18 protein-coding genes and 1 pseudogene are annotated in these 20550 nt (G+C 73.3%); 8 read left to right on the forward strand and 11 right to left on the reverse strand.

Annotated features, from left to right (window positions below):
* Window positions 1–42 precede the first annotated feature (42 nt).
* Together JWR81_RS12575 and JWR81_RS12580 are read right to left on the reverse strand one after the other, a co-directional pair.
* Window positions 43–2169, reverse strand: a complete 2127-nt coding sequence (locus JWR81_RS12575) for an acyl-CoA dehydrogenase (protein WP_297650829.1) — start codon at window positions 2167–2169, stop codon at window positions 43–45.
* A gap of 29 nt (window positions 2170–2198) precedes the next feature.
* Window positions 2199–2966 carry a crotonase/enoyl-CoA hydratase family protein gene (locus JWR81_RS12580; protein ID WP_297650830.1) on the reverse strand — a complete coding sequence of 256 codons (768 nt, stop codon included), beginning with the start codon at window positions 2964–2966 and terminating at the stop codon, window positions 2199–2201.
* A gap of 124 nt (window positions 2967–3090) precedes the next feature.
* Between JWR81_RS12580 and JWR81_RS12585 the strand changes: the two genes are divergently transcribed.
* Window positions 3091–4254, forward strand: a complete 1164-nt coding sequence (locus JWR81_RS12585) for a CaiB/BaiF CoA-transferase family protein (protein WP_297650832.1) — start codon at window positions 3091–3093, stop codon at window positions 4252–4254.
* Between the two features lie 83 nt (window positions 4255–4337).
* On the opposite strand, the gene JWR81_RS12590 is transcribed toward JWR81_RS12585, so the two are convergent.
* Entirely contained in the window at window positions 4338–6110 is a 1773-nt protein-coding gene (locus JWR81_RS12590; protein ID WP_297650834.1) for a trypsin-like peptidase domain-containing protein, read from the reverse strand.
* Entirely contained in the window at window positions 6107–7378 is a 1272-nt protein-coding gene (locus tag JWR81_RS12595) for an MFS transporter (RefSeq protein ID WP_297650836.1), read from the reverse strand. The genes JWR81_RS12590 and JWR81_RS12595 overlap by 4 nt, the downstream gene beginning before the upstream one ends.
* An 89-nt stretch (window positions 7379–7467) precedes the next feature.
* On the opposite strand from JWR81_RS12595, the gene JWR81_RS12600 reads away from it, so the two are divergent.
* Window positions 7468–8061: a TetR family transcriptional regulator gene (locus JWR81_RS12600; RefSeq protein WP_297650838.1), complete on the forward strand. Its 594-nt coding sequence runs from the start codon at window positions 7468–7470 to the stop codon at window positions 8059–8061.
* 115 nt (window positions 8062–8176) lie between these two features.
* On the opposite strand, the gene JWR81_RS12605 is transcribed toward JWR81_RS12600, so the two are convergent.
* On the reverse strand, window positions 8177–9343 hold the full coding sequence (locus JWR81_RS12605) for a thiolase family protein (RefSeq protein ID WP_297650840.1): 1167 nt from the start codon (window positions 9341–9343) through the stop codon (window positions 8177–8179).
* Window positions 9344–9618: 275 nt separating this feature from the next.
* On the opposite strand from JWR81_RS12605, the gene JWR81_RS12610 reads away from it, so the two are divergent.
* The gene (locus JWR81_RS12610; protein WP_297650842.1) at window positions 9619–10887 is read left to right on the forward strand and encodes a TMEM165/GDT1 family protein; all 1269 of its coding nucleotides are present in this window, start codon (window positions 9619–9621) and stop codon (window positions 10885–10887) included.
* Window positions 10888–10890: 3 nt separating this feature from the next.
* On the opposite strand, the gene JWR81_RS12615 is transcribed toward JWR81_RS12610, so the two are convergent.
* Together JWR81_RS12615 and sfnG are read right to left on the reverse strand one after the other, a co-directional pair.
* A complete protein-coding gene (locus JWR81_RS12615; protein ID WP_297650882.1) occupies window positions 10891–12045 on the reverse strand; it encodes an acyl-CoA dehydrogenase family protein in 1155 nt (384 codons plus the stop codon).
* Between the two features lie 485 nt (window positions 12046–12530).
* Window positions 12531–13673, reverse strand: a complete 1143-nt coding sequence (gene sfnG / locus JWR81_RS12620) for a dimethylsulfone monooxygenase SfnG (protein WP_297650844.1) — start codon at window positions 13671–13673, stop codon at window positions 12531–12533.
* 178 nt (window positions 13674–13851) lie between these two features.
* Between sfnG and JWR81_RS12625 the strand changes: the two genes are divergently transcribed.
* Genes JWR81_RS12625 through JWR81_RS12640 form a run of 4 tightly spaced genes read left to right on the forward strand, consistent with a single transcriptional unit; the run spans window position 13852 to window position 16293 of the window.
* Window positions 13852–14043 (forward strand): hypothetical protein, encoded by a 192-nt coding sequence (locus JWR81_RS12625; protein WP_297650846.1) that lies wholly within the window; start codon window positions 13852–13854, stop codon window positions 14041–14043.
* Window positions 14040–14240, forward strand: coding sequence for a hypothetical protein (locus JWR81_RS12630; RefSeq protein ID WP_297650848.1), 201 nt, complete (start codon window positions 14040–14042; stop codon window positions 14238–14240). The genes JWR81_RS12625 and JWR81_RS12630 overlap by 4 nt, the downstream gene beginning before the upstream one ends.
* Window positions 14237–15442, forward strand: a complete 1206-nt coding sequence (locus tag JWR81_RS12635; protein WP_297650850.1) for an LLM class flavin-dependent oxidoreductase — start codon at window positions 14237–14239, stop codon at window positions 15440–15442. Before JWR81_RS12630 ends, JWR81_RS12635 begins: the two co-directional genes overlap by 4 nt.
* A gap of 29 nt (window positions 15443–15471) precedes the next feature.
* Window positions 15472–16293, forward strand: a complete 822-nt coding sequence (locus JWR81_RS12640) for a DUF1684 domain-containing protein (protein ID WP_297650856.1) — start codon at window positions 15472–15474, stop codon at window positions 16291–16293.
* Window positions 16294–16313: 20 nt separating this feature from the next.
* Here JWR81_RS12640 and JWR81_RS12645 read toward each other — a convergent pair whose 3' ends face one another.
* Together JWR81_RS12645 and JWR81_RS12650 are read right to left on the reverse strand one after the other, a co-directional pair.
* The gene (locus JWR81_RS12645) at window positions 16314–16730 is read right to left on the reverse strand and encodes a hypothetical protein (RefSeq protein ID WP_297650858.1); all 417 of its coding nucleotides are present in this window, start codon (window positions 16728–16730) and stop codon (window positions 16314–16316) included.
* On the reverse strand, window positions 16727–17617 hold the full coding sequence (locus tag JWR81_RS12650; RefSeq protein ID WP_297650860.1) for a ParA family protein: 891 nt from the start codon (window positions 17615–17617) through the stop codon (window positions 16727–16729). The genes JWR81_RS12645 and JWR81_RS12650 overlap by 4 nt, the downstream gene beginning before the upstream one ends.
* A 1026-nt stretch (window positions 17618–18643) precedes the next feature.
* Here JWR81_RS12650 and JWR81_RS12655 point away from each other — a divergent pair.
* On the forward strand, window positions 18644–19102 hold the full coding sequence (locus tag JWR81_RS12655) for a hypothetical protein (RefSeq protein WP_297650862.1): 459 nt from the start codon (window positions 18644–18646) through the stop codon (window positions 19100–19102).
* A 183-nt stretch (window positions 19103–19285) separates the two neighbouring features.
* On the opposite strand, the pseudogene JWR81_RS12660 reads toward JWR81_RS12655, so the two are convergent.
* Together JWR81_RS12660 and JWR81_RS12665 are read right to left on the reverse strand one after the other, a co-directional pair.
* Window positions 19286–19580: pseudogene (locus JWR81_RS12660) on the reverse strand (tripartite tricarboxylate transporter permease); the annotation flags it as partial.
* 11 nt (window positions 19581–19591) lie between these two features.
* Window positions 19592–20482 (reverse strand): alpha/beta hydrolase, encoded by an 891-nt coding sequence (locus JWR81_RS12665; protein ID WP_297650864.1) that lies wholly within the window; start codon window positions 20480–20482, stop codon window positions 19592–19594.
* Window positions 20483–20550 lie beyond the last annotated feature (68 nt).

Below are 20550 nucleotides of genomic sequence, written 5' to 3' on the forward strand. Positions count from 1 at the left end.
TCGGTGACCACCGTGCACCCGTCGAGAGGGGTGCGTTCCGCGTCAGGAGATGAGCGGGTCGCGGGGCAGGCCCAGCAGGCGCTCCGCCACCTGGTTGCGCGCGATCTCCGACGTGCCACCGGCGATGGTGAGGCAGCGCGCGTAGAGGTAACACCGCATCACCAGCTCGTTGCGACCCATGACGGCGGCGGCGCCCGCCAGCCGGACCCCCAGCCGCGTGACGCGCTGCGCATGCTCACTGGCGTAGAGCTTCGAGAGGTTGCCCTCCGGCCCGGGCTCGGTGCCACCGACCGCGCGGGCGGCCTGGCGCAGCAGCATCAGCCGCATCGTCAGCTCGTCGGCCACGAGAGTGCCCACGTCGCGCTCGGCCACGTGCGGGTCGGCGGATGCGGCCGCCAGCGGCAGCAGGTCCCAGGCGCGGATCGGCAGGGTGCCCGCGCCGCCACCGCCGATCGAGACGCGCTCGTTGCCCAGCGTCGCCCGCGCCACACGCCAGCCCTGGCCGACCTCGCCGACCACGCAGTCGTCGGGCACGAAGACGTCGTCGAAGAAGACCTCGTTGAACAGCGCCTCGCCGGTGAGCTCGCGCAGCGGCCGGACGTCGACGCCGTCGCTGCGCAGGTCGATCGCCATCATCGTGATGCCCGCGTGCTTCTTCCCCGCCGAGTCGGTGCGCACGGTGGCGAAGCCCCAGTCGGACTGGTGGGCGCGGGTGGTCCAGACCTTCTGACCGGTGACCCGCCAGCCGCCCTCGACACGCACGCCGCGCGTGGAGATCGCGGCCGCGTCGGAGCCGGCGCCGGGCTCGGAGAACAGCTGGCACCACTCGGTCTCGCCGCGCAGCGCGGGCCCCACCCAGCGCTCGAGCTGCTCAGGGGTGCCGTGCTGCGCGATCGTCTGGATGTTCCAGGCGGTGATGCCGAGGCTCGGCACGTCGACGCCCTTGAACTCCTGCTCGATCACGAGCTGCTCCGCGGCGCCGGCGTCGCGGCCCCACGGCGGCGGCCAGTGCGGCACCAGATAGCCGGACTCGACCATCGCGACGCGCCGGGCCGCGGTGTCCTTGCCGTCCAGCGACGCGACGAACGCGCGCGCGACCGCGCGGAACCCCTCGGCCTCGGCCGGCAGGTCCAGGTCGGGGGAGCGCCGGACGTTCGCGGCCACGAGCGTCGCGACGTCGCGCGGGGCGTCACCGGTGCGCGCGACGAACGCCTCCAGCGTGATCGCCCGGCGCAGGTACAGGTGAGCGTCGTGCTCCCAGGTGAACCCGATGCCGCCGTGGAGCTGGATGTTCATCTCCGCGGCCCGGACGCCCGCGGGCACCGCCCGCGCCGCGCCGAGCGCAGCCGCTAGCTCCGCCTCGGGGGTGCCGGCGGGCGCACGGGCCGCGTCCCACGCCGACGCCACGGCGAGCTCGGCGTCGAGCAGCAGGTTCGCGCAGTGGTGCTTGACGGCCTGGAACGTGCCGATGGTGCGTCCGAACTGCGTGCGGTCCTTGGCGTAGGCCACGGCCATGTCGAGGCACGCGTAGGCGCTGCCCGCCGCCTCCGCCGCCGCCAGGACGCGGGCCAGCCGCCGCGCGACGGCCGCGCCGCCCGCGATGCGGCCGAGCGCCGTGGCGGGATCGGCGCTCAGGCGGGCGGAGCGCCGGGTCGGGTCGAGGCCGTTCTTCGGGATCTGCCGCTCGGTGCCCGCCGCCTCGACGACGAGCACGTCGTCGCCCACCGCCAGCAGCACGACGTCGGCGAGGCCGCCGCCGAGCACCAGCTCGTCGACCACACGCCCGTTCACCTCGGTGGCGGCGAGCCCCACCGCACCGACGCGGGAGCCGTCGGCCAGGCCGGGCAGCAGCGCCGCCTTCAGCTCCGGGGTGCCTGCCTCCACCAGGACGGCCGACGCGAGCGCGGTGGGCAGGAACGGGCCCGGTGCGACGACCCGGCCCAGCTCCTCCAGCACCACGGCGAGCTCGGGGAGGCCCGCGCCCTCGCCGCCGAACTCCTCGGGCACGTGCAGCCCGAGCCAGCCGAGCGAGGCGAGCTCCTTCCAGAACGCGGGGAGCTGCTCGTCGGGCGCGTCGAGCAGGCCCCGGGCCGCGGCGCGCTGCCCGGCGAGGAAGGAGCGCGCCACCTCGGCGAGCGTCGTGTGGTCGTCGGTGATGGCGAGAGGCATGCGACGTCTCCTGGTGTGGTGGGGGTGGTCTACTCGCCGGTCCAGACCGGGGCGCGCTTCTCGGCGAAGGCCGTAGCACCCTCGCGGGCGTCCTGGCTGGTCATGACGGGCTTCAGCAGCTCGCCCTGGCGGGCCCAGCGCTCGTCGGCGGGCCAGTCGGCGCCGTGCGCGACGATCTGCTTCGTGGCGCGGACGGCGAGGGGACCGTTCTCGGTGATCTTCCGGGCCAGCTCGAGTGCGCCGACCAGCGCCTCGCCGGGCTCGGTGAGCCGGTTGACCAGGCCCCATGAGTGCGCGTCCTCGGCGCTGAAGTGCTCGCCCGTGAGCGCGTACTCCATCGCGATGGCCCGCGGGATGCGCTGCGGGAGCCGGAACAGCCCGCCCGCGCCCGCGACGAGCGCCCGCTTGGTCTCCGGGAGACCGAACTTCGCCTCGCGGGAGGCCACGATCAGGTCGCAGGCCAGCGCGATCTCGCAGCCGCCCGCCAGCGCGTAGCCCTCCACCGCGGCGATGACCGGCTTGTCCGGCGGGGTGGTGGTGATGCCGGCCAGGCCACGGCCGGGCACCTCGGGGATGTCACCGGTGAGGAACGCCTTGAGGTCCATGCCGGAGCAGAACGTGCCGCCGGCCCCGGTGAGGATGCCGACGGTGAGCGCGGGGTCGCCGTCGAGCTCGTCGAGCGCGGCGGCGACGGCGTGCGCGAGCGCCCCGTTGACGGCGTTGCGCACCTTCGGGCGGTTCAAGGTGATCACCAGGACCCCGCCGTCGCGCTCGGTCAGCACCACTTCTTCGGACAACGCGGCTTCTTGGGACCGCGCGGTTTCTTCGGACAATGCAGTCCTCCCGGCTCGGTGATCGGATGCCCGACCCTAACCCCGAACAGGCAGCCCTGACTGCTACGAACTGTGTTCTCATCGGGACGTGATCGACGACGACGTCAGGACAGCGACCGGACCGCTCGCGGGGGTGGTCGTCGCCGACTTCTCCCGCATCCTCGCCGGCCCCTACGCGACGATGCTGCTCGCCGACCTCGGGGCCACGGTGATCAAGGTGGAGGGCCCGCCCACCGGCGACGACACGCGCACGTGGACGCCGCCCGTCGCCGGCGAGGGGCCGGTCGAGGGGCTCGCGACGTACTACCTGTCGATCAACCGCAACAAGCGCTCGATCGTGCTGGACCTGGGCGACCCGGCTGATCTCGCCGTCGCGCAGCGCCTCGCCGCCCGCGCCGACGTCATGATCGAGAACTTCAAGCCCGGCGGCCTGCGCCGGTTCGGGCTCGACCACCCCACGGTGTCGGCGGCCAACCCGGGCGTCGTCTACTGCTCGATCAGCGGGTTCGGCACCGCGGCAGGCGCCGCCCTGCCCGGCTACGACCTGCTCGCCCAGGCCACGTCCGGCCTGATGAGCGTCACGGGCGAGCCGGACGGGGAGCCGACGAAGGCGGGCGTGGCGCTGTTCGACGTCACCACCGGGCTGCACGCCGCCATCGCGATCCTCGCCGCACTGCGCCACCGCGACCGCACCGGCGAGGGCCAGCACGTGGAGACCAACCTGTTGTCGGCGGCGTTGTCGGGACTGGTCAACCACACCTCCGCCTACCTGGCGGCCGACGTGGTGCCGCGCCGGATGGGCAACGCCCACGCCAGCCTGTTCCCTTACGAGCCGCTCCCCACCGGCGACGGCGAGCTGATCATCATCGCGGCCAACGACAACCAGTGGCGCCGGCTGGTGGGCGCGATCGGGGCGCCGGAGCTGCTCGAGGACCCCCGCTTCGGGTCGATGGGGGAGCGCAACGTCCACCGTGGCGAGCTGCGCGTGCTGCTGCTGGAACGGCTGGCCGCGCGGTCCGCGCAGGAGTGGTTCGAGGTGCTCACCGCGGCCGGGGTGCCGTGCGGGCCGATCAACACCGTGCAGCAGGGCATCGAGCTGGCCGACCGGCTCGGGCTCGAGCCCGTGGTGGCACCCGGCGGGGTGCCGGGCGTGCGCAACCCCGTGACGTACTCGGCCACACCCCCGAGCTACCGGCGCCGCCCGCCCGCGCTGGGGGCCGACGGCGACGAGATCCGGGCCTGGCTGGCCTGATCACCCGGACACCGGGGGGACCGGCCGGGCGGTGGAGGGAGGTAGCGCCTGGCCGGTCCGTCTGTGATGCGCCCCGTAGGGTGTCAGTTGCCGCCGCCGAAGGGGTTGAGGTTGCCGAACGGGTTGCCACGGCCTCCGGACCCGCCGTTGCCGTTGCCGCTGAACGGGTTGCCGTTCGTCTCGCCGCCCGTGCCGGTGCTGGCCGCCTTGTCGGCCTGGCTGCCGAGCGTGACCTGGACCGTCTTCGTCGCCCCCCCGCTCGTGACCGTGAGGCTGATCTGCGCGCCGGGCGCGTTGGCGCCGATGCGGGCCACGAGGTCGGAGAAGTCCTGCACCCGCGCGTCGCCCACCTTCGTGACGACGTCGCCTGCCTTGAGCCCGGCCGCGGCCGCGGGGGACCCGGCCTGGACCGCGGCGATGGTGGCGCCGTCGCCCGCGGCGGGCTGCCCGCCGACGCTGCCCTGCACGCCCAGCACGGGCTTGGTGGCCGAGCCGGACTTGATGATCTCCTGGGCGACGCGGCTGGCCTGGTCCACCGGGATCGCGAAGCCGAGGCCGATGCTGCCGGTGCTCTGCGACCCACTCGTGGCGATGGCCGAGTTGATGCCGACGACCTGGCCGTCGAGGTTCACCAGCGGACCGCCGGAGTTGCCCTGGTTGATCGGGGCGTCGGTCTGCAGGCCGTTGTAGACGACGCCGGCCCCGGTGCTCTCGCTCTGCACGGAGACCGTGCGGTTGAGCGCGCTGATGATGCCCGTGGTGACGGTGCCGGTGAGGCCCTGCGGCGAGCCGATCGCGACGACCTGCTGGCCGACCTGCACGCTGGAGCTCTCGCCGAGGGAGGCCGGGGTGAGCCCGGAGACGCCCTGCAGCTTGATGACCGCGAGGTCGTAGCTCGGCGAGGTGCCCAGCACCGTGGCCTGGTGCGTGCTGCCGTCGGCGAGCGTCACCGTGATCGGGCCGGTGGCGCCGTCGACGACGTGGTTGTTCGTGAGCACGTCGCCGTCGGCGGTGAGGATGACGCCGCTGCCCTCGGCCGTGCCCTGGGCGAGGTTGACCTGGATGTCGACCGTGCTGGGCATGGCCTTCGCCGCCGCCGCGGCCACCGAGCCGGGCACGGTGCTGGCGGCGTTGGACGCCGCCGAGGCGGGCGACTGCGTGAGCGTGGCGCCCGACCCGCCGTTGTCGAGCAGCGCGTACGCGCCGCCGAAGCCGAGGCCACCGCCGAGGATGCCGGCGATCACGGCTGCCGCGACGATGCCGGACATGGTGCGCTGCTTGCGCGGCTTCTCGACCACCGAGGTACCGCCGTAGGCGGGATAGGACTGCTGAGCGTAGGGCCATCCGCCGGCCGCGGCGGGCGTCTCACCGGGCTTGTCCTGGCCGGAGCCGGAGGCGGAGGCGGCGGCGAACTGGGCCGTGTCGCCGTGGTCGGCGGGGCGCTCCTGGCCCGCTGCCGTGGAGGTGGGCGCGCCACCGTAGGTGCCGTTCGCGTAGGGCTGGCCGGGGTAGGGCTGGCCGCCGTACGGATCTGCCCCGTGACCCTGTGCCCCGTAACCCTGTGCCCCGTAACCCCCTGCCCCGTACCCCTGTGCCCCGTAACCCCCTGCCCCGTACCCCTGTCCGCCGTAGGACGGGGCGGGATAGCCCTGCCCCGGGTAGCCCTGGTTCGGGGCGGGGGCGTTCGGGGCGGGCTGCTCGGCCGCGGGCTGGACCGTGGTCGGCTGCTCGGGCTGCTCGTGTGCCGCGGTGGCGTCGGCGGACGCGGCCGGGGACGGCGTGGGGTGCTGGTCGGTGCGGGAGCTGTCGGTCGGAGCGCTCGCGTCCCGGCCCTGCTCCCTCTGCTCGTCGCTCATGGCGCCCAGTGTTCGCCTCGAGTCTGGGAGCTTGCTGAGCGGCTCCTGGGAATCGCTTCGCGGTTGTCGTCGGTTCTCCGCGCACTCCGGCGCAGCAGGTACTCGCTGACCAGCCAGAACAGGATGCCGAACACCGCGATGGCCGCCCCGAGCACGACGACGCCCGCCCAGCCCGCCATCGGGTACACCGCGGACGTGGCCGCCGACGCCGCCGCGCCGCCGAGGAAGCACGACACGATGTAGGCCGTGGTCACGCGGCTGCGCGCGTGCGGCGCCCGCGCGTAGATAGCGCTCTGGTGGCTGATCTGCAGCGTCTGCTGGGCCAGGTCGAGCAGCACGATCCCCGCGACGAGCGCGACGAGCGACCACGCGCCTACGCCGAGCAGCACCCAGCTGACGACGAGCACGACGAACGCGCCGGTCACCGCGCGCCCGGTGTGCCCGCGGTCGGCGAGGCGGCCGGCCAACGGCGCGGCCGCCGCCCCGGCCAGCCCGGCGAGGCCGAACAGCCCGATCGTGGCCTCGCCGAACCGGTAGCCGGGCCCGGACAGCAGGAACGTGAGCGCGGTCCAGAGGATCGTGAAGCCGCCCATGCCGAGCGCGCCCAGCACCATCCGCTGGCGCAGCACCGCGTCGGAGCGCACGAGCTCCACCACCGAGCCCAGCAGGCGCCCGTAGGACAGCGACTGCTCCGGCTGGACGCGGGGCAGCCGCAGCCGCACCACCACCGCCAGTACGGCCATCACGGCGGCCGCGAGCCCGTAGACGAGCCGCCAGCCGCCGAGCTCGGCGAGCCCGCCCGCCACGGTCCGCGCCACCAGGATCCCGATGAGCAGGCCGCTCATCACCGTGCCGACCACGCGCCCGCGCGTCGCGTCGGGGGCGAGCGACGCCGCGAGCGGGACGACGATCTGCGCGACCGCGGACGTCACCGCGACGGCGGTGACGGCCGCGACCAGCGCCGGGAACGTGGGCGCCACCGCGGCGACGACCAGTCCGGCAGCCGTGAGACCGAGGAGCACCGTCACCAGGGCACGGCGTTCCAGCAGGTCGCCCAGCGGCACCACGAGCGCGAGAGCCGCCGCGTAGCCCAGCTGCGACGCCGTCACCAGCAGCGCCGCGGCCCCGGCCGTGCTGCCGAAGCCGTCGCCGATGACCGAGAGCAACGGCTGGGCGTAGTAGATGTTCGCGACCGCCGCGCCGGTGACGACGGCGAGCAGCAGCACGAGCCCGCGGCCGGGTCCCGTCGTGGTCGTGGTGTCGGGCATGGCTCCCCCTCGGTTTCCAACGTCCCCGTTGGAAACTAGCCGACCTCCGGCGGCATTCCAACGTTGCCGTTGGAAGTAGGGTGGCCAACGTGGCGTGGAACACCGAGGAGACCCGGCGGCGGATCCAGGAGGCGGCCACCCACGAGTTCGCGGCCCACGGCCTGCACGGCACCACGGTCGAGCGCATCGCGGCGCGTGCCGGCGTCAACAAGGAGCGCATCTACAACTACTTCGGCGACAAGCAGCAGCTGTTCGTCGTGGTCCTCGGCGTGGAGCTGGCCAAGGTGGCCGAAGCCGTGCCGATGCGGGTGGCCCGCGTCGAGGACGTCGGCGACTACGTGGGCCGTACCTTCGACTACCACGTGACCCACCCCGAGCTGTCCCGCCTGCTGCACTGGGAGGGGCTCGCCGACACCGGCGCGGTTCCCGACGAGCTGACGCGCACGGGCCACTACCGGGAGAAGGTGGCCGTGATCGCCGAGGCCCAGCGCAGCGGCGTGCTCGACGACGCCCTCGTCCCCGGCGACGTCGTCTACTTCCTCATCGCGATGGCCGCGTGGTGGGGCGTGGTGCCGCAGCTCGCCCGCATGCTCACCGCGTCGGACGCCGGCGAGGACGAACTCGCGCGCCGCCGGGCCGCCGTGGTGGTGGCCGCCGAGCGGCTCGTCCGTCCGGTGCGCTGAGAACCCGCGAACGCGCCTGGCGGCTGCTGCAGCGGCGCATCGGGGTGGCCGCGGGGACGGACCCGCTGCCGGTGCTGATCGGTCTGCGCCGCCACAGCGCCACGTGGGCCGGCCGTCAGCGCATCAGCTCCACGATGGTCGCGTTCGCGGTGCCGCCGCCCTCGCACATCGTCTGCAGGCCGTAGCGGATGTCGTGCTCGCGCATGTGGTGCACGAGCCGCGTCATCAGCACGGTGCCGGACGCCCCGAGCGGGTGGCCCACCGCGATCGCGCCGCCGAGCGGGTTGAGCCGGTCCATGTCGGCACCGAACTCGGCCTGCCACGCGAGCGGCACGGGGGCGAAGGCCTCGTTGACCTCGAACGCGCCGATGTCGGAGACCCCGAGGCCGGCGCGCTTGAGCACCTTGGCCGTGGCGGGGATGGGGCCGGTGAGCATGCGCAGCGGATCGGCACCGCTGACCGCTCCGGCGTGGTAGCGCGCGATCGGCGTCAGGCCCAGCTCGGCGGCGCGCTCGGGCGTCGCGATGAGCACCGCGGACGCGCCGTCGGAGATCTGCGAGGCGTTGCCCGCGTGGATCACGCCGTCCTCGGTGAAGGACGGCTTGAGCTTCGCGAGGGTGTCGGCGGTGGTGCCGCGGCGCAGGCCCTCGTCGGCTGTGAGCTCCGCGCCGGGCACGGGCGCGAGCTGCCCGGCGAAGTCGCCGCGGTCCGTGGCGGCCGCGGCGAGCTCGTGCGACCGGGCCGAGTACTCGTCGAGCTGACGACGCGAGAAGCCCCACTCCTTCGCGATGCGCTCCGCGCCGATGCCCTGGTTGAAGTCGCCGTTCGGGAACTCGCCGCTGGTCAGGTCCGCCTTGTAGCGCTCGCGCACGAGCGGGCCGTACGGGCGTCCGAGATCGCGGCCCGCCCCGAGCGGCACGCGCGTCATCGTCTCCACCCCGCCCGCGACGACGAGGTCGTACTGGCCGCCGAGCACCATGCCGGCGGCGAAGTCGAACGAGGACTGGCTCGACCCGCAGGCCCGGTTGATCGTCACCGCGGCCACCGACTCCGGCCAGCCCGCCGCGAGCACCGCGTACCGGCCGATCTGGGCGGCCTGGTCGCCCACCTGGTTGACGCAGCCCCACAGCACGTCGTCGACCAGCTCGGGGTCGATGCCGGTGCGCTGCGCGAGCGCCTGCAGTACGGCCGCGGACAGGTCGGCCGCGTGGACGTCGGTGTACGAGCCCTTGCGCTTGCCGATCGGGGTGCGGACGGCGTCGACGATGACGGCTTCGGGCATGGGGTCTCCTCCGGGTCGGGTCTGCCCCGACGGTAGATCGTGCGGGGCCCAGCGGAGTGTGACCGGCCTGACTGTCACGATTCCGATGGTCGTGTAGTACGGTCGTGGCCGCGAAGGGGAGTAGCTCCCAACGTCGCGGTCGACATACTGGCGCCCCCAGCGGCGCCCGGCCGCACGGCCTGCGCCACCAGGCGAGCGAGACCTTCGATCCGGTGTGCACCGGGTCGAGGTCCCCGTACCCCGATCCGGTCCGAGGTCGAGGGGTTCGATCGTTCATGGACGGTTTCCTGCTGGCGTTCGCCGTCAGCACCGCGGTGGTCTTCGTCGCGGAGCTCGGCGACAAGTCCCAGCTCATGGCCCTGACGTTCGCCACCCGTTACCGCACGTGGCCCGTGCTCGCGGGCATCACCATCGCCACGTCGGTGGTCCACCTGATCTCCGTCGCCGTCGGCTACGGACTGGGTGCGGCGCTGCCCACCGGCTGGATCTCGCTCGTCGCGGCCGTCGCGTTCCTCGGGTTCGGCGCATGGACGCTGCGGGGCGACTCGCTCTCTGACGAGGAGGCGACGAAGGCGCAGCGCTCGGGCGGCTCGGCCGTCGTGGCCGCGTCGGTGGCGTTCTTCCTGGCCGAACTGGGCGACAAGACGATGCTCGCCACCATCACCCTCGCCACCCAGTACGGCTGGTTCGGGGTCTGGCTCGGCTCGACGCTGGGCATGGTCGCGGCCGACGCGCTCGCGATCGTCGTCGGCCGGCAGCTCGGCAAGCGGATGCCGGAGCGCGCGGTGAAGCTCGGCGCAGCCGCGCTGTTCTTCGTGTTCGGGGTGTGGCTCGCGGTCGAGGCGATCCCGCAGGTGACCGGGCAGCCCGTGTGGCCCACGGTGTCCGCGGCGCTGAACCACCACCTGGCCGGCTGGATCGCGCTCGTCATCGCGGGTGCGGCGATCGTGCTCGGGGTGCTGGGCAGCAGGCGGGTGCGGGAGGCGTCGCCGGTGCGGCAGGCGATCCACCGCGACACGCGCGGGCCCGGTTCCATCGGCTGGTGGGCGCGGGTGCTCTTCGCCGCCGCCTTCGTGCTCGGGCTCGCGGCCCCGCTCCTCGTCGCGGCCGACCTGATCCAGCCGATCCCGCTGGTCGCCGACCCAGGGGTCGCCGTCGTCGGTGCCGGACTGGCCCTGCTCGGGGTGGCGCTGCTGCTCGCGGCGCAGGCCCAGGTCGTCTCCGGACGCGGCGACAGCGCCGATCCCGCTACCACCCGCGGCCTCTACGCGCGGGTGCGCAACCCCGGGCTCACCGGGATCGTCATGGCGATCGCCGGCACGCTCGTGATGGCCCCGACGGTGCTCGCGGTGCTGGCCACCGTGCTGCTCGTCGTGGCGGTGCAGGTGCAGGTGCGGGCCGTGCGCGAGCCCGGCCTCACCGCCGTCTACGGCGACGCGTACGCCGGCTACACCGCCCGCACCGGCCGCTTCCTGCCGAGGGTGCTGCCGCCCGGGGCGGGCCCCGCCGGTCTCGCCGGCGGGGCCCGTTCCCGGGTGGGCTGAGGGTCAGCTGTACCAGGTGGGCTCGGGCAGCTCGTCGCGCAGCAGGAACGCCCCGACCTCGCGGCGCTTGTAGGCCACCGGGTCGTGCAGCGTGTGCGTGCGCACGTTGCGCCAGAAGCGGTCGAACCCGAGCGCGGCCGCGGTGGCCCGCGCGCCGAGGCCCTCGAACACCGTGCTGGTGATCTCCAGCGACACGTCGGTGGCCCGCGCCTTCACCGCGGCGACGCGCACCTCGTGCTCGCCGCGCTGCTGCTCGGTCACTCCTGCTGCGTCATGGTGGATCGCGAGCCCCTCCTCTGCCACCTGGTCGGCCAGCGCCTCGACCGCCCACAGCTTGGACGCGAGGTCGCCGTAGAGGTCGAGCTGGTACGGCTCGTCCACCGCGCGCTCCTGGCCGCCGTGCAGCCACGGGCGCGTCCGGGTGCGCGTGTACTCGATCGCCTCCTCCAGGGCCCCGCGCGCGATACCCAGGTAGAAGTTCACGAACACGAGCTGGATGGTCGGCACGTTGAGGGTGTTGTAGACGCGCGGCTGGAACGTCCTGTCGACGAACCCGGCTGCGGCCTCCCACGGCACCTGCACGTCGGCGATCGTGACGCTGCCGCTCTCGGTGAGGCGCTGGCCGATGTTGTCCCAGTCGTCGTGGAACGTGATGCCCGGCTGGTCGCTGGGCACGATCGCGAAGACGTGCGTGTCCGTGCCGGTCAGCACGCCCTCGAGCACGGTGACGTCGGAGACCTTGCTGCCGGTGGAGAACGACTTGCGTCCCGAGTAGACGATGTGGTCGCCCTCGTCGCGGATCTGGACGTCGGAGTCGCGCGGGTTCACCGCGCCGCCGAAGAACCAGCGGTTGCGCGTGGCGTCGGCCTCGACGGCGGCGATCTGCTCCTCCGTGCCGACGAGACGGGCCGCCCAGAACCACAGGTAGTGATAGCCGAGCAGCTGCCCGACGGAGCCGTCACCCGCGGCGACCTCGCGCACCACCTTGTAGGCGAGCGGCCACTCCTGGCCACCGCCGCCCTCGGCGGTGGGGCCGAGCAGCGTGACGAGACCGGCGTCCTTGAGCAGGGCGACCTCGGCGTACGGGGTCTCGGCGGCCTTGTCGCGAGCGGCCGCGTCGGAGGCGAGGATCGCCCGCACCTCGCGGGCGCGGGCCAGCCAGGCCTCGGGGGAGTCGGGGGTGGGTGCCGCCGACCAGTCGGGGGCGGCGGTGGGGCGCTTCTCGAGCGTGGTCACAGAAGTACCTCTCGTGTTTCGGGCAGGGCCGAACAGGCCGCCGCGCGGCGCGCGTCACGACCTGGGCCGAGCAGTGGTGATCACGGCTCCGGTGCGTTCGCGGCGACATGCGGCCGCCGGTGCACCGGGCTGGTGATCATGAAGGGGTGTGGGCGCGCCCGATGGGCGTCGACAGCCACGGGCGGCTCACGCCGTGCGTGAGCCGCGGGGCGAGGTCACCGACAGGCGGTGGACACCGAGCGGAGGAGGTCGACGTGACGCCGACGGGTGAGGTGCTTCGGGTACACAGGGAGGTCCTTCGGCAGGGCGTCGCGGCTCTGGGCGGCGCGTATCGGTGTGCAGAGCCTGGTGACGGCCGGGGCGCGCAGGCCCCGGCCGTCACCGGTGGAGCGGGTGGGGCAGGTGGGTCAGCCGCCGACCAGGGCGGGCGCGCGCTCGGAGAGCTCGGCCTCCTTCTCGCGGATGATCGGGAGGACGTGCTTGCCGAAGTGCTCGACCTCCTCCTGGAAGTGCAGGTAGCCCAGGAGCAGCAGGTCCGCGCCGCGGCGCTTGTACTCGATGGCGCGGTCGGCGATCTGCTCCGGCGTGCCGATGAGCTGGGTGCGGAAGCCGTCGTTGTACTGGACGAGGTCCTCGAACGAGGAGTCCGCCCACATGCCCTGCTTGTTGCCGGTGGACGCGCCCGCCTGCTGCACGGCGTCGCGGAAGCCCTCGACGGCCGGCTTGTTGGCCTTGGCGATGATCTCGCGCAGGGTCTCGCGGGCCTCCTTCTCGGAGTCGCGGGCGATCATGAAGCCGTTGAGCGCGAAGCGCGGCGGGGTGGCGCGACCGGCGTCCTGCGCGTGGGCGAGAACCTCCGTGACCTGCTCGGAGAAGCCCTCGTAGTCCTTGCCGTTGCTGAAGTACCAGTCCGCGACGCGGCCGCCGTTGCGGCGGGCGGCGCTGGAGTTGCCACCCTGGAAGATCTCCGGGTGCGCCCGGCCGGGGATGTCGAGCGGCTTGGGCTTCAGGTCGTAGTCGTGGATCCGGTAGAAGTCGCCTTGGAAGTTGGCGCCGACCTCGGTGTCGCGGGGCGTCCAGATCTCGCGGAGGACCTGCATGAACTCCGCGCTGCGACGGTAGCGCTCGTCGTGCTCGAGCCACGGTTCGCCCAGCGCGGTGAACTCGGCCTTGAGCCAGCCGCTGACGACATTGACCGCGATGCGGCCGTTCGACAGGTGGTCGGCGGTGGCGACCCACTTGGAGAGGACGGCCGGCTGCCACATCCCGGGGTGCACCGCCGCGATGACCTTGAGCCGCTCGGTGGCCAGCAGCAGCGCGAGCGAGAAGCTCGTGGACTCGTGCTGGTGGTCGGCGCCGTAGCTCGCCATGTAGCGCACCTGCGAGAGGGCGTACTCGAAGCCGCTGTTCTCGGCGATCTGCGCGAGCTTCTTGTTGTAGTCGTAGCCCCAGTCGGTGCGCTGCTCGATGGTGCTGGTGACCAGCCCGCCGCTCACGTTGGGCACCCAGTAGGCGAATTTCAGCGGTTCGGGCGGCAGTTGTTCGGGCACGGCAGGGCCTTTCCTGGGAAACGGAAGGAGAAATGAGCGGACATTTGCGGGGTGGTACGCCGTCGGTGTCTCGGGATACGAGAACGGCCTGGTCAGCGACAGGCGGCCGAGCAGACGCGGAGGAGGTCGACGTGTCGTCGACAGACCAGTACCCGCGCGCACATGGAAAGGAGACTGCGTGAGCGCGAACGGTTCTGTCAACCCGGAGCGGTGCAAGCCACGAATCCGGTTCCGCTCCCGACCTGTGCCCGGCGTCTGCGACCGGGCGCAGGTACTGGACCTGCTCGCCGATCTGCGGGCATCCTCGGGACCGGCCCACCTGTTCGACCGGCTCTTCGACGCGCCCGAGCACGTGAAGGAGTCCGCATGAAGTTCCTGGTCATGACGCTGGTCTCGAGCGGGCCCGGCCCGATCACGGGCCGCACGCCCAGCCGGTTCCAGGCCGACGTGGACCCGGCCCTGCGCGCCGCGATCCCCGGCCGCCCCCTGGCAGGTCCGCTGCGCCGGGCCGTCGACGACACGCTGCCCGCGGAGTCCTCGGGGCCCGCGGTGGCGGCGGCGCCATGACCGTCCCGCTCTCGGTCCTCGACCTCTCACCCGTGCCGGCCGGCGGTGTTCCGGGCGACGCGCTGCGGAACTCCGTCGACCTCGCGCAGGTGGCCGAGCGTGCCGGCTACCTGCGGTACTGGGTGGCCGAGCACCACCTCGTGCCGGGCCTGGCGTCGTCGTCCACGCCGGTGCTGGCGGCGCTGATCGCCGCGGCGACGTCGACGATCCGCGTCGGCTCCGGGGCGGCGCTGCTGCCGAACACGCCCCCGCTGCAGGTGGCGGAGCAGTTCGGGACGATCGCCGCGGTGCACCCCGGGCGTGTCGACCTGGGGCTGGGGCGGTTCGACCTGCACCGGATCCTCCGGCTCGTCCACGGCACCGAGCAGACCGGCACCGAGCAGACCGGCATCGAGCAGAACAGCACCGAGCGGAACGGCACCGAGCAGAGCAGCGGCGGGCCGACCCCGCCTGCGGAGTCCCGGGTGGTCGACGGGCTGCTGGTGCCGGCCCCGGCCCGGTTCGTCGGCGACCCGTCGATCTACGCCGAGTACGCCACGATGCTCGGCTTCAGCGCCGACGACACTCCGCCGGACTACGACGCCCAGGTCGGCGACCTGCTGGCCTGGTTCGGCGGCACCGCCCGGCGCCCCGACGGCTCGCCGCTGCACGTGCTGCCGGCCGAGGGCGCCGAGATCGACGTGTGGGTGCTCGGGTCGAACCCCGGCGCCAGCGCCCGGACCGCGGGGGCGCGCGGCCTGCCGTTCGCCGCGAACTACCACGTGCAGCCCAGCACGGTGCTCGAGACGGTGGCCGCCTACCGCGAGGCGTTCCGGCCGTCGGAGCGGCTGGATCGGCCGCACGTCATGGTCTCCGCCGACGTGGTGGTGGCCGACACCGACGACCGCGCCCGCGAGCTGGCCGCTCCCTACGCGCAGTGGGTGCTCGACATCCGCACCGGGCGTGGTGCGCAGCCGTACGTGACGCCGGAGCAGGCGCGGGCCCGGGACTGGACCGACGCCGAGCGCGGCGCCGTCCAGGACCGGGTCGACACGCAGTTCGTCGGCTCGCCCGCCACCGTCGTCGAGCAGCTGCGGACGCTCGCGCGCGTCACCCGGGCCGACGAGCTGCTGGTCACGACGATCACCACCGACCACGCCGACCGGGTGCGCAGTACCGAGCTGCTCGCCGACGCCTGGACCGACGCGGTGGTCGCGGCATGAATCCCACCCTTTCCGACGTTGGAGGGACCATGACGAGCACGATCTCGGATCTGCACATCCCCTGGGCCGCCTGGCACGCCGCGCGCGAGGACGAGCTGCGCGCCCCGCACGGCTGGCTCAGCCTCACGGCGCTGCAGTGGCTGACCCCCGAGCCGTCCGCCGTCGAGGGCCTGCCCGGTCTGTGGAGCGCATCCCCGGACGGCGTCGTGGTCACCGCCACCGCCGCCGACGGTCTCGTCGTGCGCGCCGTCCGCGAGCCGCGCCGCATCGACGGCACCATCACCCTGCACCCCGTCGACGGCCTTCCCGGAACGCTCATCGAGGCGGGCGACAAGATCGTGGAGGTGGCGCGCCGCACCGACGCCCACGCGCTGCGCGTCCGCGACCCCGAGGCGGTCACGCGCACCGCGTTCACCGGAGTGCCGACGTTCCCGGTGGACGTGCGCTGGCTGCTGCACGGGCGGTTCGAGCCCTACTCCGAGCCGCGGCCGATCACGGTGGGCGCTGTCGTGGACGGTCTCGAGCACCACCTCACGGCGGTCGGTGTCGTCCGCTTCGAACTCGACGGCCAGGAGCACGCACTCGTGGCCCTGCCGGGCAAGCAGGGCGGCCTGTCCCTGCACTTCCGCGACGCCACGAACGGCGTGTCGACCTACCCGGGCGGGCGTTCGGTGCGCACCGAGGACCCGGCCGAGGACGGCAGCCTCACCGTCGACCTGAACCGGCTGACGAACCTGCCGTGCGCGTTCACCGACCACGCCACCTGCCCGCTGCCGCCCGAGGGCAACACGCTGGCCGTGGCGATCGAGGCGGGGGAGCGCAGCCCGCTGCGGCCCGACCGCGAGGTCTGACCAGGACCTCTGGGGCCCGGTCAGGACCAGGCGCCGCCGGACATCGCCGCGCTGCGGGTGCGGTAGCCGGCGGTACCGGCCACGATGTCGCGGCGCAGCTCGGTCTTGTTGCGGCCGTTGGCGCGCACCGTCGGGCCGAGCCCTCGGGCGATCTCGCGCAGCACCGGGAGGGTGAAGCGTCCGTCGTGACGGCGCAGGTAGTCGTCGACCTCGGCGGGGTCGGCCAGCCGGTTGATCGTCTCGACGGCCGTGGCCACGTCCGACGACCGCTCCGGCTCCGGGGTCACCGGCCGGCGGGTGCGCCGCGTCGCGGGCGGCTCCGGCCGGAACACCAGGCGCGCGCGGCCCGCGGCGAGGTCCGCGAGCTGTTCGGGCGTCAGCGAGTTCAGCACACCGGTGGCGTGGCGGAGGGCGGCGTCGGCGGCGGGCCCGGTCATGCGGCGATCGTCTCCAGGCGGTCGGAGAGCTCGGACACGAGGTCACGCAGCTCGCGGGTGGCGGCGCGGCCGGTGCCGCCGAGGATCACGGGCACGCCGTGCTCCGGGGCGGGGCCGTACACCGCCTTGCTGTCACGGATGGTGGTGGTGAAGGTCGGCACCTGACGGGCCTCGATGCGGCTGATCACGCTGCGTTGCGCCTCGATGGGTTCGCCGTCGTGGCTCTGCACCATCGTGAAGACGACGGCCGCGGGCGGGCGCTGGATGCGCGTCTCGCCGTGCTCGTTGTACTCCTCGGTGAAGGAGCGGATCTTGAGGCCGAGCGAGTCGATCCCGTTGGTGGACAGGTAGTCCGGCTTCGTCGGGATCAGCAGCATGTCGCTGGCCGCCACCGCGTTCTTGGCGATGAGGCCGAAGTTCGGTGCGCAGTCGATGAGGACGATGTCGTACTCGCCGAGCGACTTGTGGGCCAGCGCGATGCGGAGCCTGCTGTGCAGGTCGGCGAACCGGTGCGGGTCGTTGATGAGCTGTGCGGCGAGCTGGGTCTCCACATCCGACAGGTCGCGATGCGCGGCGATGATGTCCAGGTGGCCCTTGCTGCGCGACAGCTTGTCCTGCACGCGCGGCGGCGACGCCACGAGCTGGGCGGGGCTGTCCATGGCATCGCCGGTGCCGATGCCGTCATACCAGTGCTTGATGGTCCGGCTGGGCAGCAGCCCGTCGGTCCACTCGTTCTGGGTGAAGAAGGACACCGTGAGACTGGCCTGGGCGTCGAGGTCCAGGAGAAGGACCTTGTTGCCGCGGGCCGCGAGTCCGGCGCCGAGGTTGGCGGTCAGCGTGGTCTTCCCCACGCCGCCCTTGTGGTTGATGATCGAAACGACCTTCACCGTTCTCCTTCCCCGCAATCACGCAGCGCGAACGATGCCACACGGTCGGACACGCCCTGATAGCAGGTCGGGCTGCGCGGGGAAGGTCCGGAACGCCCTCCGTGTCCATAGCCGCGGGGCGGCGCGCATCGCCTGCTCCCCGGGGGATGAGTCGTGCTCGCCGGTCGAGCGGGTGGGCGGGTGCCGGCGGTGGCGGGGCCGTGGATCGGCAGGTCGCGGTGCGAACCGACCCTGATCCGAATGGAGGCGTCGTGTTCTCCCATGTCGGAGAACAGGAAGCATCAGCAGCGCGCGCCCGCGGGACGCGAGGCCGAGGCGCATCTCCCCGGTCGGACCGGCGACGCTCGCCCCGATGTGACAGCCGGCGTCGGCCGTGTCGTCGGCGTGGGGAAGCGGACGGGCCACGTCCGACCCGGTGCGGGGCACCCACCGGCCGGCTCCGACGGGCCGGTCGAACGCGGAGTGCAGCCCCGGAGCGGTCGCGGCGGCGCGGAACGGCTCGTCGGCGACCCGTCGAGGCGGACGACGGGCCGGGTCCACGACGCGTGATCGTGCGGGCCGCAGCCGGTGGCCGCCGCCCACAGCAGGGCGCGCCCCGCGTCGGCCACCTCGCGGGGGAAGGCGCCGCACTGGGCACGTACTCGTCCGTGAGGAACCGGTCGACATCGTCGTCGCTCTGTGCAGGGGATGCGTCACGGCTCCCGCGGTGCTCCGGGGACACCTCGGGGCTCGGCGGATGACCGGCCATCTCGACGGAGCGTTGCGCCACTCGGCCCAGCACGGCTAGACCACACGGTCGTGTCACGCGTTCGGCCCAATCGGGGACATGAACATCACGCAACGTTGATCTTCGCCATTCACCTGCATGGCCGCAGATCATCCTGATTGCCGGCCCGTTGTACTCGACAGTGGGACGCCCGATCGGGGCTCCCGCCGAGCATCGGAAATCGCTCGGACATTGGCTCCCCCTAGTGTCCGCCGATTCGCCGCTGATGGTCGGAATCGAAGTCGTAGGAGGAGAAAGTCGTGATCAAGAAGGCCGGACTGACGATTGCCGTTGCCGCCGCAGGCATGCTGGCGATCAGCCCGCTCGCGTTCGCGGGGGACTACAACGGCGGCGGCCACGACGGTGGCTGGGGGGGCCACGGCGGTCACAGCAGCCCCGGTGGCCCGCAGATCCAGAACGGGCTCGTCAACCTGCAGGACGTGGCGGACATCAACGCCAACGCCTGTGGCAACAACGTCCTGAGCAACGTCCTCGGCATCATGGGCAACCAGGTCGCCGCCGCCGGCGCCGACTGCAAGATCACCGACAAGGGTGACGGCCACGGCGGCCCGCAGATCCAGAACGGCCTGGTGAACGCGCAGGACGTCGTCAAGGCGAACCTCAACGCGTGCGGCAACAACATCCTCGACAACGTCGGCGCCGTTGCCGGCGCGCAGGGTGCGCTCGCCGGCGCCGACTGCAAGGTCACCTCGAAGTAACTCGCCACAACCGCGGAGAGATCCGCGGTGCGCGCGCCCGTGCCCCGTTCCGGATTCGTTGCCGGAACGGGGCACGGCCCGTTTCAGAACACCTTCTCCGCAATTCAGTGGACCACGACGGACAGTGGCGTCGACACGAATGTGCTCCAGTCACCGTCCGCAACCCGCAGGGCTCGGCGCAGCTTTCCTCCGCGACGGTCGCCGCTCCAGCACGTACGACAGGAACGCGGGGATCTCCGCGCCGCCGGCCGGGACCCCGCCGAACGGGAACCCGAGCCCGATCGCCAGGGCCCCGAGCCCGCGCACCCGCGGGCGTCCGAGCACCGAGACGGCGATGAACGCCAGCACCGTCACGGCGAAGTAGTCCGGCGCTCCGTTCCACGGCCGGCGACGCCGCGACCGGCGCCAGGAACACCAGCGGCGGCCTGCCGGTCATGCCGCTGACGACGTGCCCGACCGCGACCGCGGCGAGCGCCTGCACGCCGTGCGCTACGGCACCTGGCGCCCGGAACACCGTTCCCGCTGGGCCACGCGCTGACCCACCCCGCGAGCTGCGGTCGTGTGGTCCAGGACGGTGGCCGCCAGTGGCGCGGCGAGGTCGGGTGTGATCGCGTGGCCCATCCCCGGGACGCGGACCAGACGGGCGCCCGGGATCGCGCGGGCCAGGTGCTCGGCGTGCGGCGGTGGGAGGACGGGGTCGTCGGGGGCCTCGACCACCAGTGTCGGGATCGCGACGGTGGCCAGCTCCGCGGCACGCTCGGGGCCGGTGCGCTCGGCGTGGACGTGCGCCGACGGCGGCAGGTGGTGGCCGGTGTGGTCGATCACCCGCTGCTCCAGGGCGCGGGCGGCGAGCAGGTCGAACGGGACGCCCGGGCCGCAGAGCAGCTCGCGGTGGGTCACGCGCCAGGCCAGCTCGGCACGGTCGTCGCGGGGGTCGTCGACCTCGGCCCACATGCGCACCAGTGCCGGATCGGGACCGGGCAGTGCGGTGTTCCCGCCGAGCACGGTCGAGCCGAGCACCGTGGCGGAGAGAAGGCGGTCGGGGTGGTCGAGGAGCAGCAGCTGGGCGATCTCGCCGCCCATCCCCGTGCCGACGACGTGCGCGCGGGACACCGCGAACGCGTCGAGCACCATCACCGCGTCGACGGCGAGGTCGCCCACCGAGTAGGGCTGGTCGTCGAACGCCCAGGTGGAGCGGCCGGTGTCGCGGTGGTCGTAGAGGATCACGTGATGGCGCTCGGCCAGCCGGGCCACCAGGGCGTCGGGCCAGTACCGGCCGGACGCGTCGGCATCCATCACGAGCAGCAGGGGCTCACCCGGCCCGGCGACGTCCTCGGCCCAGAGCCGGACACCGGGCGCGACGTCGACGAGGCGTTCCACCCGATCAGGGTGCACGGTGCCCCCGCCCGGCCCGGCCCCGGGTGGGACGTCGGGGCCGGGCGGTGGGG

Origin of the sequence: Pseudonocardia sp., assembly GCF_025965585.1 — a bacterium.
Lineage (GTDB): Bacteria > Actinomycetota > Actinomycetes > Mycobacteriales > Pseudonocardiaceae > Pseudonocardia.

Excerpts from the sequence above, each read along its gene's own strand:
- JWR81_RS12575 (WP_297650829.1), bottom strand. The coding sequence starts at position 2,169 with ATGCCTCTCGCCATCACCGACGACCACACGACGCTCGCCGAGGTGGCG.
- JWR81_RS12590 (WP_297650834.1), bottom strand. The coding sequence starts at position 6,110 with ATGAGCGACGAGCAGAGGGAGCAGGGCCGGGACGCGAGCGCTCCGACC.
- JWR81_RS12595 (WP_297650836.1), bottom strand. The coding sequence starts at position 7,378 with ATGCCCGACACCACGACCACGACGGGACCCGGCCGCGGGCTCGTGCTG.
- JWR81_RS12605 (WP_297650840.1), bottom strand. The coding sequence starts at position 9,343 with ATGCCCGAAGCCGTCATCGTCGACGCCGTCCGCACCCCGATCGGCAAG.
- JWR81_RS12610 (WP_297650842.1), top strand. The coding sequence starts at position 9,619 with ATGGACGGTTTCCTGCTGGCGTTCGCCGTCAGCACCGCGGTGGTCTTC.
- JWR81_RS12630 (WP_297650848.1), top strand. The coding sequence starts at position 14,040 with ATGAAGTTCCTGGTCATGACGCTGGTCTCGAGCGGGCCCGGCCCGATC.
- JWR81_RS12635 (WP_297650850.1), top strand. The coding sequence starts at position 14,237 with ATGACCGTCCCGCTCTCGGTCCTCGACCTCTCACCCGTGCCGGCCGGC.
- JWR81_RS12640 (WP_297650856.1), top strand. The coding sequence starts at position 15,472 with ATGACGAGCACGATCTCGGATCTGCACATCCCCTGGGCCGCCTGGCAC.
- JWR81_RS12645 (WP_297650858.1), bottom strand. The coding sequence starts at position 16,730 with ATGACCGGGCCCGCCGCCGACGCCGCCCTCCGCCACGCCACCGGTGTG.